This is a genomic window from Streptococcus sp. GMD6S, assembly GCF_000297015.1.
The window spans coordinates 44,796-68,837 of sequence record NZ_AJRH01000008.1; the positions used below are offsets into that span (position 1 = coordinate 44,796).

A 24,042-nucleotide genomic window follows, 5' to 3' on the forward strand; every position below is an offset into this window, starting at 1 on the left:
TTAATCATAACAAGTCTCGCTGTTTAAGATAGCGCCGGAAAGAATACTTTACAGTATAAAATTCGGAATGACGACACTATCACAGGTTTCTGCCAGCTACTCCCTTGAGTAGTACTATTATATCAAAATTTGAATAATTTTCAAGGGTTTAAATCTGATGAAACAAGACTAAATTTGAATTTTCCCATGAAAACCAGTATAATGAAAACAGAATCTCAGCACTAGAAAGGAAGTCCGATGAACCAATCCATGTCAAATCTCAAGTTGGCGGAACGTGGTGCCATTATCAGCATTTCGACCTACCTCCTCTTGTCTACGGCAAAATTAGCGACTGGCCACCTCCTACATTCTTCCAGTTTGGTAGCGGATGGTTTCAACAACGTATCAGATATTATCGGAAATGTTGCTCTTCTGATCGGTATTCGTATGGCACGCCAGCCTGCAGACCGTGACCATCGTTTCGGTCACTGGAAGATTGAAGATTTGGCTAGTTTGATTACTTCCATCATCATGTTCTACGTTGGCTTTGATGTTCTTAGGGACACCATTCAAAAAATTCTCAGTCGGGAACAGACGGTTATTGACCCTCTAGGTGCAACTCTCGGAGTCGTCTCTGCGGCAGTCATGTTCGCAGTTTATCTCTATAATACTCGCCTCAGTAAGAAATCTAAGTCCAAGGCGCTTAAGGCTGCCGCCAAGGACAATCTTTCCGATGCTGTCACCTCGCTTGGGACTTCCATTGCCATCCTAGCCAGCAGTTTTAATTATCCAATCGTGGATAAACTGGTCGCTATCATCATCACTTTCTTTATCTTAAAGACAGCCTATGATATCTTTATCGAGTCTTCCTTCAGTCTTTCAGATGGTTTTGATGACCGTCTGCTAGAGGACTACCAAAAGGCCATCATGGAGATTCCAAAGATTAGTAAGGTCAAGTCCCAAAGAGGGCGGACCTACGGTAGCAATATCTACCTTGATATCACCCTGGAAATGAATCCTGACCTATCAGTCTATGAAAGTCATGAGATTGCGGACCAGGTCGAATCCATGCTGGAAGAGCGTTTTGGAGTCTTTGATACCGATGTCCATATCGAGCCAGCTCCCATACCTGAGGACGAGATTTTAGACAATGTCTATAAAAAACTGCTCATGCGTGAGCAATTGATTGACCAAGGAAATCAGCTAGAAGAACTCCTTGCTGAGGACTTTCTCTATATCCGTCAAGATGGAGAGCAGATGAATAAAGAGGCTTATAAGTCTGAAAAAGAACTTAGTGCTGCTATTAAGGACATTCAGATTACCTCCATTAGTCAGAAAACCAAGCTCATTTGCTATGAGCTAGATGGTATCGTCCATACCAGTATCTGGCGTCGCCATGAAACTTGGCAAAATATCTTTCATCAGGAAACTAAAAAAGAAGACAAACAGTAACCCTATCCAGTGGATAGGGCCTTTTTGATTATTCTACTTTACGCAAAGACAGACTATGACTGTTTGGAATATTTGCTTTTCGAAGCTTGTTTTGCCTCTTTTCTTGCTTGACGATTTTGTTCGATACGCCATTCTCTTTCATAGTACTTCATGGCCTCATAGACCCTTTCAGGAAGTCCTACATCTAGTAGAAAGATAGGGATAATTAAGTCTGCTGACGGATAAAAAGGGAGAATCCTTCTCTTCAGCTGAGTTAGAAAGGATTGGGATTTCACATTTTCCTTGTTTTTAAAATAGACTTCAATCCGATAAGAATCCCTATACTTACCTCGAATCCGAGAGAAGAAAAAGTTCTCTACGTCTATCCAAGCATAGAAATGACTGGGTTTCTTTGGATTTTGTTTGTAGTAAAACCCCTCGACAGTACATTTCAAATATTCCTTATTGGAACTTAACAGCCTGTATGTCTGATACACGACTACTCCAGCACAAAAGAGGACAAGCAGTATTAATAAAAGACTTATCGTATGAAGTCTGGTTCCCTTTTGAGAGTACAAATGGAGATAAGAGAGAGGCAGCAAGAAGAAAAACACCGAAGCTAGGCCAAACAAGGCATTCCAAATGATTTTCTTGGGACTACGTTTAATGACTTTTTCTTCCATCATGCCAACTCACTTAAATATTCATAGCGTTCGTATTTTTCAAGAAGTTCTTCGTTTTTCTCGTCTAGCTCTTTTTGAAGCGTCGCCAGTTTGCCAAAGTCAGAGCCATTTGCCTGCATTTCTTCTTCAATAGCAGCAATACGATTTTCCAAGGCTTCAATATCCCCTTCAATGCTTGCCCACTCCTGCTTTTCTTGGTAGGTCATGCGTTTCTTGTCTTCACGGACCTTGACCACTTTCTCCTTTTCTGCCTTTTGCACTTGATTGGCCATATCAGTTTCAAAAGCTTTTTCATCAAGGTAGTCGGTATAATGACCAAAGAAAGTACGGATGCTGCCATTCTCAAAGGCGAGAATCTTGGTCGCTACCTTATCCAGAAAATAACGGTCGTGGCTAACTGTCAAGACAGGACCTGCAAAGCCCTGCAAGAAATTTTCCAAGACTGTCAAAGTCGCAATATCTAGGTCATTGGTCGGCTCGTCCAAAAGAAGAACATTTGGTTTTTCAAGGAGTAGTTTGAGGAGATAAAGGCGTTTTTTCTCGCCACCAGACAATTTCTCAATCAGGGTTCCATGCGTCGAACGTGGGAAGAGGAACTGCTCTAGCAACTCTGCAATGGAAGTCGTAGAACCACCACTGGTCTTAACCTCTTCTGCTACTTCCTGCAGGTAATTGATAACCCGCTTGCTCTCGTCTAAACCTTCGATTTGTTGAGAGAAATAGGCAATGCGAACCGTCTCACCGATGATAACTTGACCTTTAGTCGGCTCAAGACTCCCTGCGATGAGATTAAGCAGAGTTGACTTCCCCACACCATTATCCCCAACGATTCCGATACGGTCTTTGGCTTGCACTAAGAGATTAAAATCTTGCAAAATGGGCTTGTTTTCATAGGCGAAGGAAACATTCTGAAACTCGATGACTTTTTTCCCAATCCGACTGGTTTCAAAGTTCATGGTCAAGTCTGTATCAGCAACGCCACCTGAAACTTCCTTTTTCAAGTCATGGAAACGATTGATACGGGCTTGTTGCTTGGTCGCACGTGCCTGTGGTTGTCTGCGCATCCAGGCCAGTTCTTGCTTATAAAGTTGTTCTTTTTTGTGGAGAAGGGCAGCTTCACGCTCATCTTGTTCCGCTTTTAGGCGGACATAGTCCTGGTAATTTCCCTGATACTCGGTCAAGCCTGCTCGGTCCAACTCGAAAATCCGTGTTGATAGTGCATCTAGGAAATAACGATCGTGGGTGATAAAGAGGACGGTCTTCTTGGAATTTTTCAAAAAGAGGGTCAGCCACTCAATGGTCGCAATATCCAAATGGTTAGTCGGCTCGTCCAGAAGCAAGAGGTCGTGGTTTCCTAGGAGAACTTGCGCCAACTGAACCCGTCTTCTCAAACCGCCTGACAATTCACCAACTGGAGTCGACAAGTCCTGAATACCCAGCTTGCTGAGGACTGTCTTGACCTGGCTTTCAATTTCCCAGGCTTGGAGAGAGTCCATTTCTGCCATGACCCGTTCCAAACGAGCTTGCTTGTCCTCACTGTAGTTGAGCATGATTAACTCATACTCACGAATGAGCTGGATTTCCTTGAGGTCGCTGGAGAGAACCGTATCCAAGACCGTCTTGCTATCATCAAAATCAGGATCCTGGGTCAAGTAGCCAATCTTATAGTCATTCTTTGCCGAAAAGGGACTGACATCCCCATCAAAGCCAGAAACGCCAGAAAGGACGTCTAAAAGGGTAGTCTTACCCGTTCCATTGACACCAATTAGACCGATTCTGTCCAAATCATGGATGATAAAGGAAATATCCTTAAAAACGGTCTTGTCACCGACGGATTTGCTTAGTTTTTCAACGATAAAATCACTCATTTTCTCTCCCTCAGGTAAGTATGGATTGCTTGACGATCATTTTCCAATACTCCATCGACAATGGCAAACTCAATCTCTGTTAAAATATCTCCCAAATCTGGACCTGGCTGGTAACCATATTCCTTGATTAAAATACCACCGTTAATCTGAATTTCTTTCTTGTCATGAATGGTCAAACTTTGGTAAGTTTCTGTGATAGCTTGTGGATTGACTTCTTTTCCTTGTGCCTGACGAAGATTTTCAGCCTGTAAAAGTAAATCCAAGTCAAAGCGGTAACAATCACGCTTGCTCAGCTCTCCTTCTTCTCGCAAAGCCAAAATAGTCAGCAAATCCTGAACCTGCTTGGCAAACTGGCGTGAGGTTTTCCATACCTTCAAAAATGGCTGTGCATCTTTAATCTCCAAAACCCACAATAGAGCTGCCCAAGCTTGTTCAGAAGACTCAAAGGTGAAATCCGCCTCTAAATCAAACAATCTTTGGAGCTTTTCTCGACTGTCTGCCATATCTGGAAGATAGTCATAAGCTCGACTCTCAATCATGGAAGCCAGACCAACTCGCCAAAAAGGTGCCAGCAAGAGTTTATCAAACTCAACGAAGGTACGCTCCACAGAAATTTTCTCCAAGAGTGGTGTCAAAGTCTTCATCGCTTCAAATGTTTCTTGCTCAAGTTTAAAACCAAGACTGGCCTGAAAACGAAAACCACGCATAATCCGCAGAGCATCTTCGTTGAAACGTTCACTAGCCACTCCAACTGCTCGCAAGACTTGGTTTTCTAAATCGTCTAAACCATGGAACAAGTCAATAATTTCGCCTGTCTCATCCAAGGCAAACGCATTAACTGTGAAATCACGGCGCTTGAGGTCTTCTTCTAGCGAACGCACAAAGGAAACCGCGCTGGGTCTGCGATAGTCCACATAGACATCCTCTGTTCGAAAAGTTGTTACCTCATACTCCTCGTCCCCTTCTAAAACTAAGACAGTTCCGTGCTCGATTCCAATATCGGCTGTTCGCGGAAAAATCTGCTTGGTCTCCTCTGGATAGGAAGAAGTCGCAATATCCACATCGTGGATAGGACGATTGAGGAGGGCATCTCTGACGGAGCCCCCAACAAAATAGGCTTCAAATCCTGCTTCTTTAATTTTTTCTAATACTGGTAAAGCCTTCTGAAATTCAGAAGGCATTTGCGTTAATCTCATAATAAGTGTTCTAATCCATAGACAAGCTCATGACGCTTGACAACTTCTTTGATTCCCAAATTGACCCCTGTCATGAAGGAGCTGCGATCATAGGAGTCATGACGAAGGGTCAATCCTTCTCCCTGATTGCCAAAGATAACTTCTTGATGAGCTACTAAGCCTGGCAAACGAACTGAGTGGATCCGCATGCCATCAAAATCAGCACCACGGGCACCAGCAATCAATTCTTCCTCATCAGGCGCACCTTGTTGGATAGACTCTCGAACTTCTGCCATCAACTCAGCCGTTTTAATGGCTGTTCCACTCGGAGCATCTTTTTTCTTGTCATGATGGAGCTCGATAATCTCCACATTTGGGAAATATTTGGCAGCCTGCGCCGCAAATTGCATAAGCAAGACAGCTCCCAAGGCAAAGTTGGGAGCAATCAAGCCACCCAAATCTTGTTCACGAGAAAATGCTTTTAGTTCTGCAATTTCTTCACTAGTAAAGCCTGTTGTTCCTACGACAGGAGCAAAGCCATTTTCAAGAGCAAAGCGTGTATTTTCGTAGGCAACGGCTGGTGTAGTAAAATCTACCCAGATATCCGCTTCAAAACCAGCCAAGTCAGCCTTATCATTGAAAACAGGAATTCCCTGCCATTCTGACTCAGACTCAAACGGATCCAAAACTGCAACTAAGTCCAAGCCCGGATCAGCCAAGACCATCTGGCAAGCAGCTTGACCCATTTTTCCTTTAAAACCGGCAATAATTACTCGAATACTCATCTCTACTCCTGTCTAAGATACAAAGCCTGCAAGAACACAAAGTGAAAATAGGAGGTCCGATCAAGGATTGTCTACTCCTTGGAAGAACTATCTTTTTCACACAGGGTTCCAGGCGTGTTCAATTATCAAGATACAAAGGACGTTAGCTGCCCATGAAAAATAAGGAATGGCGCTGACTTTCTACGAAAGGCAAGACAGGCATCTTTTTTCAAGAGGCAGGTAGGCCGTGTTCAATTGCTAAGATACAAAGCTTGTAAGAACAATTTAGACGATTGGTGTATAGCTCAAGGCGATACTACCTTCTCCAAGGTGGGTCCCAATGACACTCCCAAAGGTATTAATTGGAATCTCAGAAGTCACACCACTCTCCATCAAAAGCTGGCGCAAATCCACTGCCTTTTGAGGAGCATTGCCATGGATGACTGTTATACGGTAGTCCCCATCTTTTGTCAACTCCTTGATGATTTCCACCAAACGTTTGATTGCCTTCTTTTCCGTACGAACTTTTTCGTAAACTTCAATCACACCTTGGTCATTAAAGTAAAGGATAGGCTTGATACTGAGGAGATTCCCTAAGATAGCTGCCCCATTTGACAAACGTCCTCCTTTAACCAAGTGGTCGAGGTCATCTACTATGATAAAGGCTGAATTATCAGCAATTTGGATCCCCAACTTCTCCTGAATCTGGGCAAAATCATCACCTTGTTCTGCCCATTCAAAAGCACTCTCTACCATAAATCCTAGAGGGGAACTGGTGATATGGGTATCTGGAAAGGCAATGGTCAAGCCATCATACTCATCCAACATGTATTGGATGTTCTGATAAAAGCCTGAAATTCCTGACGAAAGAAAGAGTCCCAAGACATGGGTATAACCCTCGTCTTTCAAAGAACTAAGAATCTCATCCAATTTGGCAATACTTGGTTGGCTAGTTTTAGGCAATTCTACAGACTGAACCATTTTTTGATAAAATTCCTCAGCAGTCAGATTGACACCTTCAACATACTCCTCCCCATCAATGTTAACAGGAATATCCAAGATAAATAGATTCTCTCTTTGCAGCGTCTTCTCCTCTAAATAGGCTGAAGAATCTGTAATGACAGCTAATTTCATGACTAAAACTCCAAATTGATCCCTGGAAGATCCAAGGCGATTTCTGTTACTTCATACGTCAAACGATTGAGCATGTTCAAACATGGACGTGCCAAGGTTTCGACTTCTTCTTGGTTAAATTCGCTTGGTTCGTTGACAATTCGACCTTCCACGTGGTTAACTTGAGAAATTGTTCCGCTGATGACAAATTTGTCAAAGACAATCATAAAACTCAAGATAACAACAAGCGAAGTTACTTGGTTTTCTTGGTCATGTTGGAGCAACTGAAAGTTCACGTCTACCTTGGTTTCAGGAGCTCCATTTTCATTTTCCCATTCAAAGTTACGAGCATCAAAGTGATACTGGCTAACAAATTCTTGTTCTCGTTTAAGATTCATTTTTCTCTCCCATTGCTACAATTTACTATGCAATTGTACCACATTTTTATCATTTCATCTAGTTTTCTAGGCTTTAGTCAATTCCGATTTCATCTTTAACAACAGCAGCAATCGTATCTACGTAGTAGTTCACTTCTTCTGTTGTTGGCGCTTCTGCCATGACACGCAAGAGGGGTTCTGTTCCACTTGGGCGGACAAGGATACGACCGTTCCCTGCCATTTCCTCTTCCATCTTTTCGATGATGGTTTTAATGGCTGGTACTTCCATGGCTTTTTCTTTCATGGCATTTTCCACTCGGATATTGACCAGTTTTTGTGGGTAAATCGTCACTTCTGATGCCAGTTGAGACAAGCTCTTGCCTGTTTCTTTCATGATTTTAGTCAATTGGACAGCTGATAATTGACCATCACCAGTTGTATTGTAGTCCATCAAGATAACGTGACCAGACTGTTCACCACCAAGGTTGTAGCCTGATTTTCTCATTTCTTCAACGACATAGCGGTCACCAACAGCAGTCACTGCCTTGTTAATACCAGCACTCTCCAAGGCCTTATGGAAGCCAAGGTTAGACATAACCGTTGTCACGATGGTATTTTGAGCCAACTGGCCTTTTTCAGAAAGGTATTTCCCGATGATGTACATGATCTTATCACCATCGACGATGTCGCCATTTTCATCAACAGCAATCAAGCGGTCACTGTCTCCGTCAAAGGCCAAACCAATAGCTGACTGGCTTTCTTTGACCACTTCTTGAAGAGCTTCTGGATGTGTAGAACCCACATTCAAGTTGATGTTAAGACCATCTGGTGTCTCGCCGATAACAGTTATTTGAGCCCCAAGGTCTGCAAAGATTTGACGAGCACTCGTAGACGCTGCACCGTTAGCTGTATCCAAGGCCACTTTCATCCCTTCAAGAGGAGTTCCAGTTGAAACAAGGTAGCCTTCATACTTACGCAAACCTTCTGGATAGTCCACCAAGGTTCCCAATCCTTTGGCACTTGGACGAGGAAGGGTGTCTTCGGCAGCATCCAACAAGGCTTCGATTTCTGCTTCTTTTTCATCATCAAGTTTGAAGCCATCCCCACCAAAGAATTTAATTCCATTATCAAGGGCTGGGTTGTGACTAGCGGAAATCATGACACCTGCACTGGCTCCCTCAGTTTTGACCAAATAAGCTACTGCTGGTGTTGCAAGGACACCGAGTTTGTAGACGTGAATCCCTACAGAGAGGAGACCTGCCACTAAGGCAGATTCTAGCATTTCTCCTGAGATACGTGTATCACGTCCTACAAAGACTTTAGGGGCTTCCGTTTCATGTTGACTAAGAACATATCCACCAAAACGTCCTAATTTAAAGGCCAATTCTGGCGTCAGTTCTACGTTTGCTTCTCCACGGACTCCATCGGTCCCAAAATATTTACCCATGTTGTTAATCATCCTTTTCTACTTTTTTATTTATTCTTGTTTAGACGAGTCTGGTTTTGTTTCTGAACTCGTTGAAGACGAGCTGCTAGTCGAGGACCCTGTTGATGAGGTCATAGACGAAGAACTCGAGCTAGACGATACTGTTTTGGTTGTAATTTTCATTGTAGTGTCAAATGGCATAATGACGCTTGGTAAGACATTTCCATTTTTATCGACTGCTTGTAGAGGAACAGAGGACGAGTAGTTTCTAGTTATCCGTTCACTCGTCGGTAAGATGGCAATGACACGATCTACTTTGGAGAGGGTTTCCTCATCACTAATAACCGTTACTTTTTCATCTGATACAGTAACGGTATCGATTTTCACGCGAGAATCAATCTGACTAGGATCAATCTCCGGCACAACAATGACATTGTCTCGTTTTGCTTTTTTACCAACCTTCACTGTTATCTTTTGCGGTGTCGCAACAGCCGTCAAACCACTCGGTAAATTTTCAATAGTCAGAGGAACTTCGATGGTTCCTACACTAGCATCAGAAAGATCAGCCGTCACCTTAAATTTGCGGGTACTTTCCTGCATCTCACTCGCTAAAGCAACTCTGTTTGAGCCTGTTAGAAAGACCGTCACCTCAGATGTAAAACCACTGATAAAATACTGATCACTGTCATACTGAATATCAATTGGGACATTAAGAACTGTGTTTGTATAAGTCTCCGTCCGCACCTGTCTGGCACTGTTGCTATTCTGATAGTTTGTCAATGTTGCATAGATAAAGAGAATGCAGGCGAAAAAGAAGGAAGAAATGATGTATAGACTATTTTTTCTCATGTTTCAATCCTCCTAGCAAGCGCTCTTTCAGACCTTGCTTTTTCTCTGATTTTGGAAGTAAGATTCTTCTTAACTCCGATTCAAACTCTTCCAAGGTCAAATCATGCTTAAAGACTCCATTATAGGTGATTGAGATTCCACCCGTTTCTTCCGAAACCACAAAGGTAAGAGCATCTGACACTTCCGACAAACCAATCGCCGCCCTGTGACGCGTTCCAAACTCCTTGGAAATCCCGGTATCTTCGGTCAGGGGTAGATAGGCTGAAGTGACGGCAATCCGGTCTTCCTTGATAATGACAGCACCATCATGCAAGGGAGTATTAGGGATAAAGATATTAATCAATAACTCGGATGAGATTTTCGCATCTAGAGGAATTCCAGTAGAGATATATTCCTGCAAGGTTCTCACTCGCTGAACAGCAACCAGAGCACCTATCTTACGCGGACTCATGTACTCGACTGATTTGACAAAGGCACGAACCATTTGCTCTTCTGCACTAATAGGGGCATTGTAGAAGAAATCAGTAGCTCGACCTAATCTCTCCAAACCAGTCCGAATCTCTGGCGAAAAGATAACCACCGCTGCGATAACCCCGTAGGTGATAATCTGATTGATCAACCATGAAATGGTCGTTAAGCCAATCATATTGGACAGAATCTGACCTAGAATAAAGACCAAAACTCCCCGAACCAAGATCATGATTTTAGTCCCTGCAATCGCTTTGGTAAAATGATACAAAATATAAGTCACAATCAAAATATCAATCAGATTGATGACTATCGTCCAAGGACTTGAAAACAAACTCGTCCAGTATTGCAAATTGGATAATTGTTGAAAATTCATCCCTGGCCTCCTCCCTGTCAAAACACTTTCCGTACTATTATACCATTTTCTGCTCATTTTTTCCCCATCCTACTTCATTTTAAATTAAGCAAAATTATGATAAAATAAACTGACTAGAAAAAACGAAGGAGAAATCATGTCTCAACTCTATGATATTACCATTGTAGGTGGCGGTCCTGTCGGCCTCTTTGCTGCCTTTTACGCTCACCTACGCCAAGCCAAAGTCCAAATCATCGACTCTCTTCCCCAGCTCGGTGGTCAGCCTGCCATCCTCTACCCTGAAAAGCAAATCCTTGATGTGCCAGGTTTTTCAAACTTAACTGGAGAAGAGTTAACCAAGCGTTTACTTGAGCAGCTAGATGGCTTTGACACACCTGTTCACCTCAACGAAACTGTTCTTGAAATAGAGAAACAAGATCAAGGTTTTACCATCACAACCAACAAGGGCAGCCACCTGACCAAAACAGTCATCATTGCCATGGGTGGTGGTGCCTTTAAACCTCGTCCGCTCGAATTAGATGGCGTCGAAAACTATGAAAATATCCACTACCACGTTGCCAATATCCAGCAATACGCTGGTAAGAAAGTGACCATCCTTGGTGGAGGGGACTCAGCAGTTGACTGGGCATTGGCTTTCGAAAAAATCGCCCCAACTACTCTTGTTCACCGTCGAGATAACTTCCGTGCCTTGGAACACAGTGTGCAAGCCCTACAAGAATCATCTGTGACTATCAAGACACCATTCGTTCCTAGCCAACTCCTTGGAAATGGAAAAACACTTGATAAACTGGAAATCACAAAAATCAAATCGGATGAAGCCGAAACGATTGAGGTAGACCACCTCTTTGTCAACTACGGCTTCAAGTCCTCTGTCGGAAATCTTAAAAACTGGGGTCTAGATCTCAACCGCCATAAGATTATTGTCAATAGCAAGCAGGAGTCAAGCCAAGCTGGAATTTACGCTATCGGTGACTGCTGCTACTACGATGGTAAGATTGACTTGATTGCAACAGGTCTTGGTGAAGCACCAACTGCTGTCAACAATTCCATTAACTACATCGACCCTGAGCAAAAAGTACAACCCAAACACTCAACCAGTTTATAATAAAAGAACCACGGATCAACGATTCGTGGTTTTATAGTTCATCTGCAATCTTGTTTATTTTTCTGAGTCTGTGGTTGACACCACTTTTGGTCAGGGGATTGCTCAGGCTATCCGCCAACTGCTGGATAGAGTAGTCTGGGTGCTGGATCCGTAAGCGAGCCACCTCCTGCAAATCCACTGGTAAATTTTCCAAACCCATTCTATCTTTGATTTTACTGATATTGTTGATAGTCTTCATACTAGCAGAAACCGTTCGAGCGATATTGGCTGTTTCAGCGTTATTGGCTCGATTGAGATCATTACGGGTTTCACGCAAAATCTTGACGCGCTCAAAATTATCACGCGCCTGCATGGCCCCAATCACAATCAAGAAATCCATAATGTCTTCTGCCCGCTGGAGATAGGTAACTGCACCTTTCTTTCGCTCAATAACCTTAGCGTCCAGCAAAAACTGCTGGAGGAGAGAGGCCAATCCTTGTGCATGGTCCAGATAAACGGAACTAATCTCCAACTGATACTTACCAGACTCCGGATCTCGGATGCTACCATTTGCCAGAAAGGCCCCACATAAGTAAGCACGACCAGCTTCTTCATCTGCTAAAATATCAGGATCAATGCCTGTCTCCAAACCAAAGAAAGAATCCGCAAGTCGCAAATCAGCCAAAAGCTCCTGCACCCTCTCATCGGTATAGACCGTGTAGACACGATTCTTGCGAAGATTGCTTCTCTGATGGTGTCGAATTTCTGACTTAATCTCATAAAAATGGAGAAAGGACTCATAGAGATGCCGAGCCAACTTAGCATTTTCAGTCACAACAGACAAGGTCAGGCCAGAAGTCGAGAGACCGATACTGCCAGACATCTTGATGATGGCAGACAATTCATGACGACTGAGATGGTGTTGACCAAGAATTTCTTCTTTTACTGCAACTGTAAAACTCATTTTCTCACCTGTATGATGCGCATCAATTCGTCTACAATCAAATCGCCATCATGGAAGGCTCCTCCATTTTCCAAACGAAGGAAGTTGGATGAAATCACACGAGGAACCTGCTTGCAAAGACCAGCAAAATCATGCTCTACCTGAACCAAATATTCATCAAAACGGTTGGTATCCATGTATTCTCTAGGAACCTTCTCGATATTCACCAAGACCGTATCGATAAAAGGCCGACCTAAGTGTCGATGGAGGACTTCCACGTGGTCACTGTCTGAAAAGTACTCTGTTTCCCCACGCTGGGTCATGATATTGCAGACGTAAGCGATCTCTGCCTTAGTCTCCAAGAGAGCCTGCCCAATCTCCTCAATGACAATATTGGGCAAAATCGATGTAAAGAGGGAACCAGGCCCCAAGACGATCATATCACTCTCGAGGATAGTATTGACCACTCGACGGCTGGCTTGGGGTGTTTCATCATCCAAGGTATTGGTCACATAGACATGGTCGATCATACCTGGATGATCTGCAATGTGGCTCTCACCTGCCACCTCAGAACCATCTTTAAAGACTGCATGCAGTGTCAAAGGCTGATCGCTTGAGGGGTAGATTTTTCCTGTTGTGTGGAAAAAGAGACTTAGCAGCTGCATGGCATTATAAGTGGACCCTTGCATTTCAGAGAGCCCTGCTATGATGATATTCCCCAGTGGATGACCCGCAAATGCTCCGGCCTCTTCTGAGAAACGGTACTGAAAAACCTTCTCATAAAACTTGGGCATATCCGACATGGCCACAAGGACATTACGGAGATCACCTGGTGGTGTCAGCTGTTGGATATTCTTTCTTAGCTCACCAGAAGATCCACCATCATCAGCTACCGTTACGATGGCTGCGATCTCAACATCCTTTTCTCGCAAACTTTTCAAAATGACGGGGATACCTGTTCCTCCACCAATTACCGTTATCTTTGGTTTTCTCATGAACGGTTTACCGTTTCCTTTCTTCTGTCTTTGTCACGATGGCTTTCATTGACAGGCCAGTTTTTAGCAAGGTCCTCAGCGATTCGTTTTGCAAAGGCAACACTACGGTGCTGTCCACCTGTACATCCTACTGCAATGGTTAAAACAGACTTGCCTTCTTTTTTGTAACTTGGCAAAATGGGTTCAATCAAAGCGAGTAAGTGCTGATAGAAACTTTCAGACTCTTCATGATTCATCACATAGTCATAAACTGCTTGATCCTCACCTGTCTGATTGCGGAGTTCCGGAAGGTAGTATGGATTTGGCAAAAAACGGACATCAAAGACCAAGTCTGCATCGATAGGAATACCATACTTGAATCCAAAAGACATGACCTCGATACGGAAAGACTGGGCTTGTTCTTGGTCTGAAAATTGCTCAGCAATGGTTTTACGAAGTTCACGTGGGGTGAGTTCTGTCGTATCCACCACATTTTGGCTCATGTTTTTCAAAGGTGCCAAAAGTTCACGTTCCAGCTTAATGCCATCTAAAATTCGACCATCTGCAGCAAGTGGGTGACTCCGTCTGGTTTCCTTGTAACGGGCTACCAATTCCTTATCTGCTGCGTCTAAAAAGAGGATTTTGAAGTCCAAATCATCTTGGTTTTCCAATTCATCCAAAACAGCCTGAATCTCTGAAAAGAAGGAACGACTACGCATATCGACTACTAGGGCTAACTTATGGTCATCATCCTTGGTCTCTACCAACTGCAAAAACTTTGGCAAGAGGGCTGGCGGCATATTGTCAATGGTAAAATATCCCAAATCTTCGAAGGACTGAATGGCTACTGTTTTCCCTGCGCCACTCATCCCTGTCACAATCACCAGGTGAAGTTGTTTCTTTGTCATCTATCTCTCCTTATATCAAAAAAAGTTTGGCAGAGCCAAACTTCAACTAGCTTATCCAATCTCTGCGATCACTTCAATTTCGACTTTTACATCACGAGGAAGACGTGCAACCTCTACAGCTGAACGAGCTGGAAATTCCTCTTTAAAGGCAGTCTGGTAAACCTCGTTAAAAGGAACAAAGTCATTCATATCGCTCAAGAAGCAAGTTGTTTTAACAACATGGTCAAAGTCTGTTCCTGCTTCTGCCAAAATAGCACCGATATTTTTCAAGACTTGTTCTGTCTGTTCTTGGATTGTTTTTCCTACAATTTCTCCAGTTTCAGGAGATAGGGGAACTTGACCGCTAGCAAACAAAAGATTGCCAACGATTTTCCCTTGAACATAAGGTCCGATAGCCTTTGGAGCTTTGTCTGTATGAATTGTTTTTGCCATTTCTTTCCCTCACAATTTTTCTAATATTGCATCCCAAGCCTGATCCATCCCTGCCTTGCTGACAGATGAAAAGAGGATGAAGTCGTCACTTGGGTCAAAGTTTAATTTCTTTTTAATTGCTGATTCGTGCTTGTTCCACTTACCACGGGGAATCTTATCTGCCTTAGTCGCAACGATGATAACCGGAATCTCATAATACTTGAGAAATTCATACATCTGTACATCATCTGCTGACGGGTCGTGGCGGAGATCCACCAGACTGACCACGGCACGGAGATTTTCCCGAGTGGTCAAATACTCCTCAATCATGCGCCCCCATTTTTCACGTTCCTTTTTAGAAACGCGGGCATAGCCATAACCTGGTACATCCACAAAACGCATCTTGTCATCAATGTTAAAAAAGTTGAGTAGCTGGGTTTTCCCAGGTTTTCCTGATGTACGAGCCAGATTTTTGCGGTTGAGCATGGTGTTGATAAAGCTAGACTTGCCAACATTTGAACGCCCTGCTAGGGCAATCTCTGGCAGTTCATCCTGCGGATAGTGAGACTTGTTTGCCGCACTGAGCAGGATTTCAGCATTGTGTGTATTGATTTCCATAGTCACCTCTAGGCTGTTTCTAGGATTGGTTTTTCCGTTCCATCAACAGCTTCTTTTGTGATGCGGACCAATTTCACATTTTCCTGACTTGGCACTTCAAACATAACATCTAGCATGGTTTCTTCAATGATTGAGCGAAGACCACGCGCACCAGTTTTGCGTTCGATGGCTTTATTAGCAATCTCTTGAAGGGCTTCGTCGTCAAATTCCAACTCAACGTCATCATAAGAAAGTAAGGTTTGGTATTGTTTCACCAAGGCATTTCTTGGTTCTTTCAAGATGCGAACCAAGTCATCGACCGTCAATTGCTCAAGAGCAGCAAAGACCGGCAAGCGTCCAATCAACTCAGGGATAATACCGAATTTTTGAATATCTTCTGCGATGATTTCTTGCATGTAAGAGCTATTTTCATCAATCGCCTTGTTATTTTGACCAAATCCGATGACTTTTTCACCCAGACGCTGTTTAACGATTTCTTCGATACCATCAAAGGCACCACCCACGATGAAGAGGATATTCTTGGTATCTACCTGAATCATCTCTTGTTGCGGATGTTTGCGTCCACCTTGAGGCGGTACGCTAGCGACAGTTCCCTCGATAATCTTGAGAAGAGCTTGTTGTACCCCTTCACCCGAAACATCACGTGTGATAGACACGTTCTCGCTCTTCTTGGCAATCTTGTCAATTTCATCCACGTAGATAATTCCACGCTCTGCACGTTCGATGTTAAAGTCAGCAGCCTGCAAGAGTTTGAGGAGGATGTTTTCCACGTCCTCACCCACATAACCAGCCTCAGTCAGAGCTGTCGCATCTGCGATAGCAAAAGGCACATTTAAGCTCTTAGCCAAGGTTTGGGCCAAGAAAGTTTTCCCAGAACCAGTTGGGCCAATCATCAAGATGTTTGACTTCTGCAAATCCACATCTTCTGACTCTTCACGCGTATCGTGGAAATTGATGCGTTTGTAGTGGTTGTAAACTGCCACTGCCAAGGCACGTTTGGCACGATCTTGACCGATAACATAGTGGTTCAAGATATTGAGGAGCTCGATTGGTTTTGGTACTTCAGACAAGTCTGCCAAGACTTCCTCAGCCAACTCCTCCCGAATGATTTCCTGGGCCAATTCCACACATTCATTACAGATAAAGGCATTATTCCCAGCGATTATTTTCTTTACTTCTTCTTGGCTTTTGCCACAAAATGAGCAATAAACCATCATATCATTTTTCCTATTTGTAGGCATGATTTCCTTCCATTCTAATTTATCATTCTATCTAAAATAAGGTCATATAAAAAGCGTGGACACTATTGACCAGATTGGTAAAAGCATTCAACCAGAGTAAGGCAGACAGTCCATAGCGCTTCTTACGAAAAGCCTGTGCTCCAGTCAAAATACAGATCACACACAAAAAAGCTGTAAAAAATCCAAATATACTGCGCTCCATTAGACTTCCTTTCTCTTTCGGTATTGGATGGTGAAATCATAGTTGTTTTTCTCATCTCGCTCATAAGATTTGCTTGCGACTGTCTCAAAAAGAGACAAGTCAAAATCCTCAGGGAAATAGGTGTCTCCCTCCACCTGAGCATGAATCTGTGTCACGATGATTTCATCTAAATAGGGCTCAAAAGCCTGAAAAATCTGTTTTCCGCCAATGATATAGAGATTTTTTCCCTGACTCTGATACCACGCTAAAACAGACTCCACATCTTGAAATACGAGCGCCCCATCTATGACTTCTTCGCTATTGCGCGTTAAAATCAAGGTTTGCCGTTTTGGAAGCAGACGACGTCCCATGCCATCAAAGGTCACTCGACCCATCAGTATAGCATGATTTAAAGTTGTTTCCTTAAAATGTTGCAACTCTGCTGGCAAATGCCAAGGGAGACGATTTTCTTTCCCAATCACACCTTTTTCATCTTGGGCCCAAATGGCTATGATTTTCTTTGTCATGCTTCCGTCCTTTTTATTGATACTACTATTTTATCAAAATTCTCCCAAAAAGGCTGTTTTGAAACGCGCGCAAAAGAGAGAAAAGGAGCAGGCTTCATTCAGCCTGCTCCTATCGTCCCTAGGACATATATTTTTTTGCTTCTGATTCGATTTTTTCAACCACTTCTTGGATACTTAGTCCAGTTGTGTCAAGGTAAACTGCATCCTCAGCCTGTTTGAGAGGTGAGGTTTCACGGTGACTATCCTTGTAGTCACGCTCAGCAATCTCTTCTTTCAACGTTTCAAGGTCTGTTTCAATCCCTTTAGCAATATTTTCCTTGTAACGACGCTCTGCTCTTTCTTCAACAGAAGCCACTAAGAAAATCTTGAGTTCAGCTTGTGGTAAAACAACTGTCCCGATATCACGCCCATCCATGACGATACCACCTTGCTGAGCAATCTCTTGCTGGAGAGAAACCAGTTTTTCACGCACTTCAGGAATGGCAGCGATGCTTGAAACCTTGTTGGTCACTTCATTTTCACGAATCGGATGGGTAATATCAACATCTCCTACAAAAACAAGTTGCTCACCTGTTTCTGAACGTCCAAAACTAATGGGGTGTTGGTTAAGAAGCTCAAGAAGTTGGTCTACATTTTCTGCATTCAACTGGTGCTTGAGCGCTATATAAGTCGCAGCACGGTACATAGCACCTGTATCGAGATAAGTATATCCAAAATCCTTAGCGACAATCTTTGCGACCGTACTCTTGCCACTCGAAGCTGGACCATCGATAGCAATTTGAATTGTCTTCATGACCGACTCCTATCTTGTCTTAATCACATCACCTGGGTTGGCAAACCAAGATCCAGATGACATGTGAGAAGGATTTAGGGCTTCTAGCTGGGCAATGGAAATCCCTGCACGTTGAGCAAGAGCTGCTTCTCCCTCTCCAGGCTGTACTGTAAGTGTTCCTTCACCCTCTGTAGTATGTTCTTCCGAACTGCTCTGTGAAGGTGTTGATTCAGAAGAAGCTGTTTCCTCTACCTTGCTACTTGAAGATGATGATTCTTCCACTTTAGAACTTGAACTTGTAGAAGGAGACGATGCATCATAGAAGTCCTTCAAAGATGATGTACGATTGCTTCCACCGGTTGATAGGTAAATCAATACAACTACCATCGCTACAACAATTACAAAGAAGAGGCTGGCTAGAACCGTTAAGACACGATTCGCAACAACGCCTTTCCCTTTTTGTTTCCGGTGTCGACGCTCTGATCTTGTTTCTTCCTCATTGTTTTCGTAAATATCTTCTTGCCACGGTTCTTTTTCCATACCTTACTCCTTGTTTTTTTTACATTTTCTTATTACAATATAAATATGAAAGTCACACTTATACCCGAACGGTGCATTGCCTGCGGGCTTTGCCAAACCTATTCTGAACTCTTCGATTACCATGATAATGGAATCGTTCGATTTTACGATGATCCAGTTGAATTGCAAAGAGAAATCGCTGAGACCAGCGATGTTCTGGAGGCCATCAAAAATTGTCCTACAAGAGCACTTCTAAAAGATCCATCGTAGGAAGCAGGGAATAAATATAATTGATTTTTTCTCATTTTTCCCACACTTACTAGTTTAGCATATTTCTAGGTAAAATTATAGTCTTTTTTGGTTATTTTTTCCTTCAATAACAGAAAGGTCACTTTTTTCTTTGACGAGATAGAGTGGTCTTTTTTTGGTTTCTAGATAAATCTTACTAATATACTTACCGAGAATCCCAATCGTCAGGAGTTGAATCCCTCCAAGAAAGAGAATGACAGCCATCAAAGACGTCCAACCAGATGTCGGATTTCCCAGAATAAGAGTCCGAAACACTACAAAAACAGTCATCACAAAAGAAAGAAAACAAGATAGGAGTCCCGCTACAAAGGCTATACTCAAGGGAAAATCTGAAAAGTTAAGAATCCCTTCAATCGAGTAGAAAAAGAGTTGTCTAAAACTCCAACTGGTCTTGCCAGCCTGTCGTTCAACGTTTGGATAGTCCAGATAGTGCGTTTTAAAACCCACCCAGGCAAAGAGTCCTTTAGAAAAACGATTGGATTCGGTCAGGGTTAAAATAGCATCTACTACAGACCTTCTCATCATGCGAAAATCACGGACACCTGAGGGCAAGGCTACTGGGCTAATTTTTTGCATGAGGCGGTAAAAGAGGTTCGCACAGAGACTACGGAAAAAGGGTTCTCCCTCCCGACTAGTTCTCCGTGTCCCAACACAGTCTAAGTCTGCATTCTGGTCTAGTAAGGCCTTCATCTCAAGTAGCATACTAGGAGGATCCTGAAGGTCTGCATCCATCACGACCACCAAGTCTCCAGTTGCATGCTGCAAGCCTGCGTATAAGGCTGACTCTTTCCCAAAATTTCGTGAGAATGAGACATAACGGACCGCAGGATTTTGCTCCCGATAGGTCTTTAAAAGCTCTAAAGTCCCATCGCTTGAGCCATCGTCTACAAAGACATATTCGACCTCTGCTCCCAAGTCAGGAAGCAGAGCTTCCACAGACTGATAAAAAAGAGGAAGTACTTCCTCTTCGTTTAGACATGGGACAATGATTGAAATCATCATCTTAGTCTTCAAATCCATTTGGATGCTTGCTTTGCCAACGCCATGCGTCTTCACACATTTGGGCGATGTCGAGTTCTGCTTTCCAGCCCAGTTCTGCTTTGGCTTTTGCTGGGTCTGAGTAGCAGGTAGCTATATCACCTGGGCGGCGTTCTACGATGCGGTAAGGAATAGGACGTCCCACTGCTTTTTCCATGTTTTGAATAATTTCAAGAACGGAGTAACCTTTCCCAGTTCCAAGGTTATAAACATTAAGACCTGAACCTTTTTGGAGTTTTTTCAAAGCTGCAACGTGACCTTTGGCCAGGTCTACGACATGGATATAGTCACGAACACCAGTTCCATCTTCTGTATCGTAATCATCTCCAAATACTTGCACTTGCTCTAGTTTGCCAACTGCTACTTGTGAAACATAAGGTAAGAGATTGTTTGGAATTCCATTTGGATTTTCTCCTAGGTCTCCACTTTCATGCGCTCCGATTGGGTTAAAGTAACGAAGTAATACCACGTTCCATTCTGAGTCTGCCTTGTAGATATCCGTCAAAATTTCCTCTAGCATGAGCTTAGTACGACCATATGGATTGGTCACTGAAAGTGGGAAATCTTCTAAGATTGGAACTGTATGAGGGTCTCCGTAAACTGTCGCAGAAGAACTGAAGATGATGTTCTTACAGTTATTTTCTTCCATGGCTTTTAGAAGGCTGACAGTTCCTGCGATATTGTTGTCATAGTAGGTAAGAGGGATACGGGTTGATTCACCAACAGCCTTCAAACCCGCAAAGTGAATGACACCAGTCGGTTCTTCCTGCTTGAAAATATCTCTGAGTGTATCTGTGTCACGGATATCTGCCTCATAAAAAGGAATCTCAACTCCTGTGATTCTTTCAACAACTTCTAAACTTTTACGATTGCTATTGACAAGATTATCCACCACAACCACTTGATGACCTGCTTGGATCAACTCAATAACAGTGTGGGTTCCGATAAATCCAGCACCACCAGTTACCAAAATCTTTTCTTGCATCTTTCTTCCTCGATTCTCGGATTATTTTTTCTTATTTTATCATTTTTGATAGGGAATGTCATTTGACATCCTAAACTATCTGCTAAAATTTCAGTAAAATGCTTATACTCTTCGAAAATCTCTTCAAGCCACGTTAGCTTCGCCTTGCCGTGGGTTGGTATGGTTACTGACTTCGTCAGTTCTATCCACAACCTCAAAACAGTGTTTTGAGCTGACTTCATCAGCTCTATCCACAGCCTCAAAACAGTGCTTTGAGCAGCCTGTGGCTAGCTTCCTAGCTTGCTCTTTAATTTTCATTGAGTATCATTCGCTTTTTACTCGTTTGACATAGTTTGCAATTGGATAGTTTACTGGGTCCAAGGTCAATTCCTTGTCTTGGATCAGTTGAGCTAAGTGGTAACCAATGATAGGCCCAGTTGTGAGGCCTGATGAACCTAGGCCACTAGCCGCATAGACACCTGCTAAGCCAGGTACTTCCCCAAAGAAAGGCGAGAAATCACTGGTGTAAGCACGAATTCCCACACGCTCACCCGATGATTTCGCTCCTGCCAAGGCTGGATAGTGAGGCAAGGCCGCATCCTCCATTTGCTGGAGCAAGGTTTCATCCACCGTCAAGTCAAATCCCATGTCGTTTTCATGGGTAGCTCCTAAAGACAATTTCCCACCTGCAAAAGGGATCAAATCCCACTCTCCTTCCGGCATGACAACAGGGTAAGATGCTAGGTCTTCGGAGAGTTGATAATCTCGGAGCTGTCCCTTTTGGGGACGAACATCTACCTCATACCCTAAAAGCTCCAAAATGTCACCCAACCAAGCTCCCGTCGCTAAAATAACCTGATCAAACAAGTCTTCACCAATCTGATAGCCGGATGCTAAAGGTGTCAGACTCACTTTTTCTTTGACCAGCTTGACTTGACTGGCTTCTAGCAAACGAGTTACTAAGAGGTGACCATCTACTCTCGCTCCACCAGAAGCATAGAGCAGGCGGTCGAATCCCTGCAAACCAGGGAATAATTCATCGGCAGATGCTTGATTCAGAACATCTAACTGGCCTATCAAGGGAGATTCTTCTCTACGCTGGAGGGCTAGTTCATAAAGTTCTTCTAGTTTGGATTCATCCTTTTTCAAGAGAAAAACTCCTGAGCGTTGGTAAAAGTCGATTTCCTGACCAGACTTTTCTAAATCAGCCAACAAATCCACATAAAAGTCAGCTCCCAAGCGCGCCATCTTGTACCAGGCTTTATTACGGCGTTTGGAAAACCAAGGACTGATAATTCCCGCTGCTGCTTTGGTAGCCTGACCTTGTCCATGGTCAAAAACGGTCACCTCTAGGTCACTTTCTTTAGAAAGGTAGTAGGCAGCAGTTGCCCCTACAATCCCTGCTCCAATAATGGCAACTTTTTTCATTGTCTTCACTTTCTAACTAGATATGGTGGAAAGGATTGGTCGATGCTTGACTAGGTAAAATATCAATGTCCCAGCCTTTCTCTTCCTTCCATTGAGTAAGAAGTGCTGCGACTCTTTCCACAAAAAGCACTTCTATATAGTGACCTGGATCCAATGCCAACAGGCCATCAGACAACATATCCTGGGCAGTGTGGTAGTAGATGTCACCAGTAATGTAGACATCTGCCCCCTTAGCTAAAGCATCCTTATAGAAAGATTGACCACTACCGCCACAGATGGCCACTCTTGAAATAGGCTTCTGCAAATCACTCTCTTGATAATGCACCATTCGAAGGCTATCTAGACCAAAGACTTGCTTGATATGCTGAGCAAATGCTCCAAAAGTCTGTGGTTGAATGTCACCAATACGCCCAATCCCACGTTCTGGACCTGTTTCCTGGAGATAAGTCGTCTCCTCAATGCCTAGCATCTGGCAGAACCAGTCATTGAGACCATTCTCAACGATGTCAATATTGGTGTGACTGATATAAACGGCGATGTCATGCTTGATAAGGTCGATGTAAATCTGATTTTGCGGACGGCTGGCTACCAAGTCCTTGATGGGACGGAAAATTGGCGCGTGCTTGACGATAATCAAATCCACACCCTTTTCAATAGCCTCTGCCACCGTCTCTTCACGAATATCAAGGGCAACCATGACCCTTTGGATATCCTTGTCCAAAGTTCCAATTTGCAGGCCACGGCTATCTCCCTCCATTGAAAATTCCTGAGGGCAAAAGGCTTCATATGCGTTAATTACTTCACTTGCTAACATGGAGCACCTCCTTGATGGCTTGAATTTTATCTACTAGAACTTGACGTTCCTCCAGATTTTTTTCTGGGATTTGGCTAAGAGCGAACTCTAGCTTAGTAGCTTCTTTTTGCCATTTTTTGATAAAGACTGAGCTGACTTCTTTGGACAAGAAAAGTCCAAAGCGAACATCACTGGTTGATAGCTTCATTTGTCCTGCTTCCACAACTAGAATTTCATAAAACTTGCCAGCTTCTTCTAGGATGCTTTCTGCTACGATTTGAAAACCGTGGTCTTGTAGCCAGATGCGCAAGTCGTCTTCACGATTATTGGGCTGGAGGATTAAACGTTCTACATTCGCAAGCTTGTCCAAGCCTTCTTCTAGGATCGTTGCAATCAAGCGCCCGCCCATACCAGCAATAGTGATGACCGATACTTGATCAGATTCTTCAAAAGATGCCAAACCATTGGCTAAACGGACTTGGATTTTCTCCTTTAGACCGTGAGCCTCTACATTTTTGACCGCAGACTGGTAGGGACCAACCACCACTTCGCCTGCAATGGCACCTTCAATTTGCCCTCTCTCGACCAACTCGATAGGCAGATAAGCATGGTCACTCCCCACATCTAGTAACACAGCACCTTGGGGCACAAAGGACGCCACCAATTCTAATCTCTTTGAAATCATCTTCTCTCACTTTCCAAAACTCTGTTACCTCTTATTATACCACATTTCATACTCTTCAAAAATCAAATTCAAACCGCGTCAACGTCGCCTTGCCGTACTCAAGTACAGCCTGCGGCTAGTTTCCTAGTTTGCTCTTTG

The 24,042-nt window shown here is 43.4% G+C and carries 28 protein-coding genes; 3 read left to right on the forward strand and 25 right to left on the reverse strand.

Annotated elements, in window-relative coordinates; translation table 11 throughout:
- The first annotated feature begins 237 nt into the window (after positions 1–237).
- On the forward strand, positions 238–1,431 hold the full coding sequence (gene mntE / locus GMD6S_RS02420) for a CDF family manganese efflux transporter MntE (protein ID WP_001076592.1): 1,194 nt from the start codon (positions 238–240) through the stop codon (positions 1,429–1,431).
- A gap of 53 nt (positions 1,432–1,484) precedes the next feature.
- On the opposite strand, the gene GMD6S_RS02425 is transcribed toward mntE, so the two are convergent.
- The 9 genes from GMD6S_RS02425 to cdaA form a co-directional block, all read right to left on the reverse strand.
- On the reverse strand, positions 1,485–2,096 hold the full coding sequence (locus GMD6S_RS02425; protein ID WP_000969655.1) for a hypothetical protein: 612 nt from the start codon (positions 2,094–2,096) through the stop codon (positions 1,485–1,487).
- Positions 2,093–3,961 carry an ABC-F family ATP-binding cassette domain-containing protein gene (locus tag GMD6S_RS02430; RefSeq protein WP_001279098.1) on the reverse strand — a complete coding sequence of 623 codons (1,869 nt, stop codon included), beginning with the start codon at positions 3,959–3,961 and terminating at the stop codon, positions 2,093–2,095. The genes GMD6S_RS02425 and GMD6S_RS02430 overlap by 4 nt, the downstream gene beginning before the upstream one ends.
- Positions 3,958–5,157, reverse strand: coding sequence for a CCA tRNA nucleotidyltransferase (locus tag GMD6S_RS02435; RefSeq protein ID WP_008292630.1), 1,200 nt, complete (start codon positions 5,155–5,157; stop codon positions 3,958–3,960). The genes GMD6S_RS02430 and GMD6S_RS02435 overlap by 4 nt, the downstream gene beginning before the upstream one ends.
- Entirely contained in the window at positions 5,154–5,921 is a 768-nt protein-coding gene (gene dapB / locus GMD6S_RS02440; protein WP_000027888.1) for a 4-hydroxy-tetrahydrodipicolinate reductase, read from the reverse strand. Before dapB ends, GMD6S_RS02435 begins: the two co-directional genes overlap by 4 nt.
- Before the next feature lie 264 nt (positions 5,922–6,185).
- Positions 6,186–7,034 carry a DegV family protein gene (locus GMD6S_RS02445; RefSeq protein WP_000762165.1) on the reverse strand — a complete coding sequence of 283 codons (849 nt, stop codon included), beginning with the start codon at positions 7,032–7,034 and terminating at the stop codon, positions 6,186–6,188.
- A gap of 2 nt (positions 7,035–7,036) precedes the next feature.
- Positions 7,037–7,411 carry a DUF1149 family protein gene (locus GMD6S_RS02450; protein WP_001050092.1) on the reverse strand — a complete coding sequence of 125 codons (375 nt, stop codon included), beginning with the start codon at positions 7,409–7,411 and terminating at the stop codon, positions 7,037–7,039.
- A gap of 73 nt (positions 7,412–7,484) precedes the next feature.
- Entirely contained in the window at positions 7,485–8,837 is a 1,353-nt protein-coding gene (gene glmM / locus GMD6S_RS02455; protein ID WP_008292635.1) for a phosphoglucosamine mutase, read from the reverse strand.
- A gap of 30 nt (positions 8,838–8,867) precedes the next feature.
- Positions 8,868–9,665: a CdaR family protein gene (locus tag GMD6S_RS02460; RefSeq protein WP_001230924.1), complete on the reverse strand. Its 798-nt coding sequence runs from the start codon at positions 9,663–9,665 to the stop codon at positions 8,868–8,870.
- A complete protein-coding gene (gene cdaA, locus GMD6S_RS02465) occupies positions 9,652–10,509 on the reverse strand; it encodes a diadenylate cyclase CdaA (protein WP_001011081.1) in 858 nt (285 codons plus the stop codon). Before cdaA ends, GMD6S_RS02460 begins: the two co-directional genes overlap by 14 nt.
- Before the next feature lie 136 nt (positions 10,510–10,645).
- Between cdaA and GMD6S_RS02475 the strand changes: the two genes are divergently transcribed.
- Positions 10,646–11,614: an NAD(P)/FAD-dependent oxidoreductase gene (locus tag GMD6S_RS02475; protein ID WP_000081038.1), complete on the forward strand. Its 969-nt coding sequence runs from the start codon at positions 10,646–10,648 to the stop codon at positions 11,612–11,614.
- A gap of 31 nt (positions 11,615–11,645) precedes the next feature.
- Here GMD6S_RS02475 and whiA read toward each other — a convergent pair whose 3' ends face one another.
- The 10 genes from whiA to GMD6S_RS02525 form a co-directional block, all read right to left on the reverse strand.
- Positions 11,646–12,557: a DNA-binding protein WhiA gene (gene whiA, locus GMD6S_RS02480; RefSeq protein ID WP_000011290.1), complete on the reverse strand. Its 912-nt coding sequence runs from the start codon at positions 12,555–12,557 to the stop codon at positions 11,646–11,648.
- Entirely contained in the window at positions 12,554–13,531 is a 978-nt protein-coding gene (locus GMD6S_RS02485) for a YvcK family protein (protein WP_001231066.1), read from the reverse strand. Before GMD6S_RS02485 ends, whiA begins: the two co-directional genes overlap by 4 nt.
- Positions 13,528–14,418 carry an RNase adapter RapZ gene (rapZ, locus tag GMD6S_RS02490; protein WP_000163039.1) on the reverse strand — a complete coding sequence of 297 codons (891 nt, stop codon included), beginning with the start codon at positions 14,416–14,418 and terminating at the stop codon, positions 13,528–13,530. Before rapZ ends, GMD6S_RS02485 begins: the two co-directional genes overlap by 4 nt.
- A 51-nt stretch (positions 14,419–14,469) precedes the next feature.
- On the reverse strand, positions 14,470–14,850 hold the full coding sequence (locus GMD6S_RS02495; protein WP_001140428.1) for a RidA family protein: 381 nt from the start codon (positions 14,848–14,850) through the stop codon (positions 14,470–14,472).
- A 9-nt stretch (positions 14,851–14,859) separates the two neighbouring features.
- Positions 14,860–15,447, reverse strand: a complete 588-nt coding sequence (yihA, locus tag GMD6S_RS02500; RefSeq protein ID WP_000405203.1) for a ribosome biogenesis GTP-binding protein YihA/YsxC — start codon at positions 15,445–15,447, stop codon at positions 14,860–14,862.
- 8 nt (positions 15,448–15,455) lie between these two features.
- On the reverse strand, positions 15,456–16,688 hold the full coding sequence (gene clpX / locus GMD6S_RS02505; protein WP_002874765.1) for an ATP-dependent Clp protease ATP-binding subunit ClpX: 1,233 nt from the start codon (positions 16,686–16,688) through the stop codon (positions 15,456–15,458).
- Positions 16,689–16,719: 31 nt separating this feature from the next.
- Positions 16,720–16,890: a hypothetical protein gene (locus GMD6S_RS02510; RefSeq protein WP_000442252.1), complete on the reverse strand. Its 171-nt coding sequence runs from the start codon at positions 16,888–16,890 to the stop codon at positions 16,720–16,722.
- A complete protein-coding gene (locus GMD6S_RS02515; protein WP_000162314.1) occupies positions 16,890–17,396 on the reverse strand; it encodes a dihydrofolate reductase in 507 nt (168 codons plus the stop codon). The genes GMD6S_RS02510 and GMD6S_RS02515 overlap by 1 nt, the downstream gene beginning before the upstream one ends.
- Positions 17,397–17,514: 118 nt before the next feature.
- Positions 17,515–18,189, reverse strand: coding sequence for a (d)CMP kinase (cmk, locus tag GMD6S_RS02520; protein WP_000849412.1), 675 nt, complete (start codon positions 18,187–18,189; stop codon positions 17,515–17,517).
- A 9-nt stretch (positions 18,190–18,198) separates the two neighbouring features.
- Complete coding sequence (locus GMD6S_RS02525; protein WP_000410192.1) at positions 18,199–18,708, reverse strand: SAG1386/EF1546 family surface-associated protein; 510 nt, start codon at positions 18,706–18,708, stop codon at positions 18,199–18,201.
- Between the two features lie 45 nt (positions 18,709–18,753).
- On the opposite strand from GMD6S_RS02525, the gene GMD6S_RS12095 reads away from it, so the two are divergent.
- On the forward strand, positions 18,754–18,957 hold the full coding sequence (locus GMD6S_RS12095) for a ferredoxin (RefSeq protein ID WP_002874767.1): 204 nt from the start codon (positions 18,754–18,756) through the stop codon (positions 18,955–18,957).
- Between the two features lie 75 nt (positions 18,958–19,032).
- On the opposite strand, the gene GMD6S_RS02530 is transcribed toward GMD6S_RS12095, so the two are convergent.
- The 6 genes from GMD6S_RS02530 to GMD6S_RS02555 form a co-directional block, all read right to left on the reverse strand.
- Entirely contained in the window at positions 19,033–19,998 is a 966-nt protein-coding gene (locus GMD6S_RS02530; protein WP_008292642.1) for a glycosyltransferase family 2 protein, read from the reverse strand.
- A 1-nt stretch (position 19,999) separates the two neighbouring features.
- Positions 20,000–21,019 (reverse strand): UDP-glucose 4-epimerase GalE, encoded by a 1,020-nt coding sequence (gene galE, locus GMD6S_RS02535; RefSeq protein WP_001156545.1) that lies wholly within the window; start codon positions 21,017–21,019, stop codon positions 20,000–20,002.
- Positions 20,998–21,240: a hypothetical protein gene (locus tag GMD6S_RS12570; protein WP_008291341.1), complete on the reverse strand. Its 243-nt coding sequence runs from the start codon at positions 21,238–21,240 to the stop codon at positions 20,998–21,000. The genes galE and GMD6S_RS12570 overlap by 22 nt, the downstream gene beginning before the upstream one ends.
- Positions 21,241–21,322: 82 nt before the next feature.
- A complete protein-coding gene (locus GMD6S_RS02545) occupies positions 21,323–22,426 on the reverse strand; it encodes an NAD(P)/FAD-dependent oxidoreductase (RefSeq protein WP_000754638.1) in 1,104 nt (367 codons plus the stop codon).
- Positions 22,427–22,442: 16 nt separating this feature from the next.
- On the reverse strand, positions 22,443–23,240 hold the full coding sequence (locus GMD6S_RS02550; RefSeq protein ID WP_000881141.1) for a Nif3-like dinuclear metal center hexameric protein: 798 nt from the start codon (positions 23,238–23,240) through the stop codon (positions 22,443–22,445).
- On the reverse strand, positions 23,227–23,904 hold the full coding sequence (locus tag GMD6S_RS02555) for a tRNA (adenine(22)-N(1))-methyltransferase (protein WP_000624077.1): 678 nt from the start codon (positions 23,902–23,904) through the stop codon (positions 23,227–23,229). Before GMD6S_RS02555 ends, GMD6S_RS02550 begins: the two co-directional genes overlap by 14 nt.
- Positions 23,905–24,042 lie beyond the last annotated feature (138 nt).

Coding starts and splice junctions, on each gene's coding strand:
- GMD6S_RS02530 (WP_008292642.1), bottom strand. CDS start 19,998: ATGATGATTTCAATCATTGTCCCATGTCTAAACGAAGAGGAAGTACTT.
- GMD6S_RS02450 (WP_001050092.1), bottom strand. CDS start 7,411: ATGAATCTTAAACGAGAACAAGAATTTGTTAGCCAGTATCACTTTGAT.
- GMD6S_RS02495 (WP_001140428.1), bottom strand. CDS start 14,850: ATGGCAAAAACAATTCATACAGACAAAGCTCCAAAGGCTATCGGACCT.
- GMD6S_RS02430 (WP_001279098.1), bottom strand. CDS start 3,961: ATGAGTGATTTTATCGTTGAAAAACTAAGCAAATCCGTCGGTGACAAG.
- rapZ (WP_000163039.1), bottom strand. CDS start 14,418: ATGACAAAGAAACAACTTCACCTGGTGATTGTGACAGGGATGAGTGGC.
- whiA (WP_000011290.1), bottom strand. CDS start 12,557: ATGAGTTTTACAGTTGCAGTAAAAGAAGAAATTCTTGGTCAACACCAT.
- GMD6S_RS02555 (WP_000624077.1), bottom strand. CDS start 23,904: ATGATTTCAAAGAGATTAGAATTGGTGGCGTCCTTTGTGCCCCAAGGT.
- GMD6S_RS02515 (WP_000162314.1), bottom strand. CDS start 17,396: ATGACAAAGAAAATCATAGCCATTTGGGCCCAAGATGAAAAAGGTGTG.
- GMD6S_RS02485 (WP_001231066.1), bottom strand. CDS start 13,531: ATGAGAAAACCAAAGATAACGGTAATTGGTGGAGGAACAGGTATCCCC.
- GMD6S_RS02545 (WP_000754638.1), bottom strand. CDS start 22,426: ATGAAAAAAGTTGCCATTATTGGAGCAGGGATTGTAGGGGCAACTGCT.
- GMD6S_RS02435 (WP_008292630.1), bottom strand. CDS start 5,157: ATGAGATTAACGCAAATGCCTTCTGAATTTCAGAAGGCTTTACCAGTA.
- dapB (WP_000027888.1), bottom strand. CDS start 5,921: ATGAGTATTCGAGTAATTATTGCCGGTTTTAAAGGAAAAATGGGTCAA.
- GMD6S_RS12095 (WP_002874767.1), top strand. CDS start 18,754: ATGAAAGTCACACTTATACCCGAACGGTGCATTGCCTGCGGGCTTTGC.
- GMD6S_RS02525 (WP_000410192.1), bottom strand. CDS start 18,708: ATGGAAAAAGAACCGTGGCAAGAAGATATTTACGAAAACAATGAGGAA.
- GMD6S_RS02550 (WP_000881141.1), bottom strand. CDS start 23,240: ATGTTAGCAAGTGAAGTAATTAACGCATATGAAGCCTTTTGCCCTCAG.
- GMD6S_RS02425 (WP_000969655.1), bottom strand. CDS start 2,096: ATGATGGAAGAAAAAGTCATTAAACGTAGTCCCAAGAAAATCATTTGG.
- GMD6S_RS02460 (WP_001230924.1), bottom strand. CDS start 9,665: ATGAGAAAAAATAGTCTATACATCATTTCTTCCTTCTTTTTCGCCTGC.
- clpX (WP_002874765.1), bottom strand. CDS start 16,688: ATGCCTACAAATAGGAAAAATGATATGATGGTTTATTGCTCATTTTGT.
- GMD6S_RS12570 (WP_008291341.1), bottom strand. CDS start 21,240: ATGAAGTCAGCTCAAAACACTGTTTTGAGGTTGTGGATAGAACTGACG.
- galE (WP_001156545.1), bottom strand. CDS start 21,019: ATGCAAGAAAAGATTTTGGTAACTGGTGGTGCTGGATTTATCGGAACC.
- glmM (WP_008292635.1), bottom strand. CDS start 8,837: ATGGGTAAATATTTTGGGACCGATGGAGTCCGTGGAGAAGCAAACGTA.
- cmk (WP_000849412.1), bottom strand. CDS start 18,189: ATGAAGACAATTCAAATTGCTATCGATGGTCCAGCTTCGAGTGGCAAG.
- GMD6S_RS02445 (WP_000762165.1), bottom strand. CDS start 7,034: ATGAAATTAGCTGTCATTACAGATTCTTCAGCCTATTTAGAGGAGAAG.
- yihA (WP_000405203.1), bottom strand. CDS start 15,447: ATGGAAATCAATACACACAATGCTGAAATCCTGCTCAGTGCGGCAAAC.
- GMD6S_RS02475 (WP_000081038.1), top strand. CDS start 10,646: ATGTCTCAACTCTATGATATTACCATTGTAGGTGGCGGTCCTGTCGGC.
- cdaA (WP_001011081.1), bottom strand. CDS start 10,509: ATGAATTTTCAACAATTATCCAATTTGCAATACTGGACGAGTTTGTTT.
- GMD6S_RS02510 (WP_000442252.1), bottom strand. CDS start 16,890: ATGGAGCGCAGTATATTTGGATTTTTTACAGCTTTTTTGTGTGTGATC.
- mntE (WP_001076592.1), top strand. CDS start 238: ATGAACCAATCCATGTCAAATCTCAAGTTGGCGGAACGTGGTGCCATT.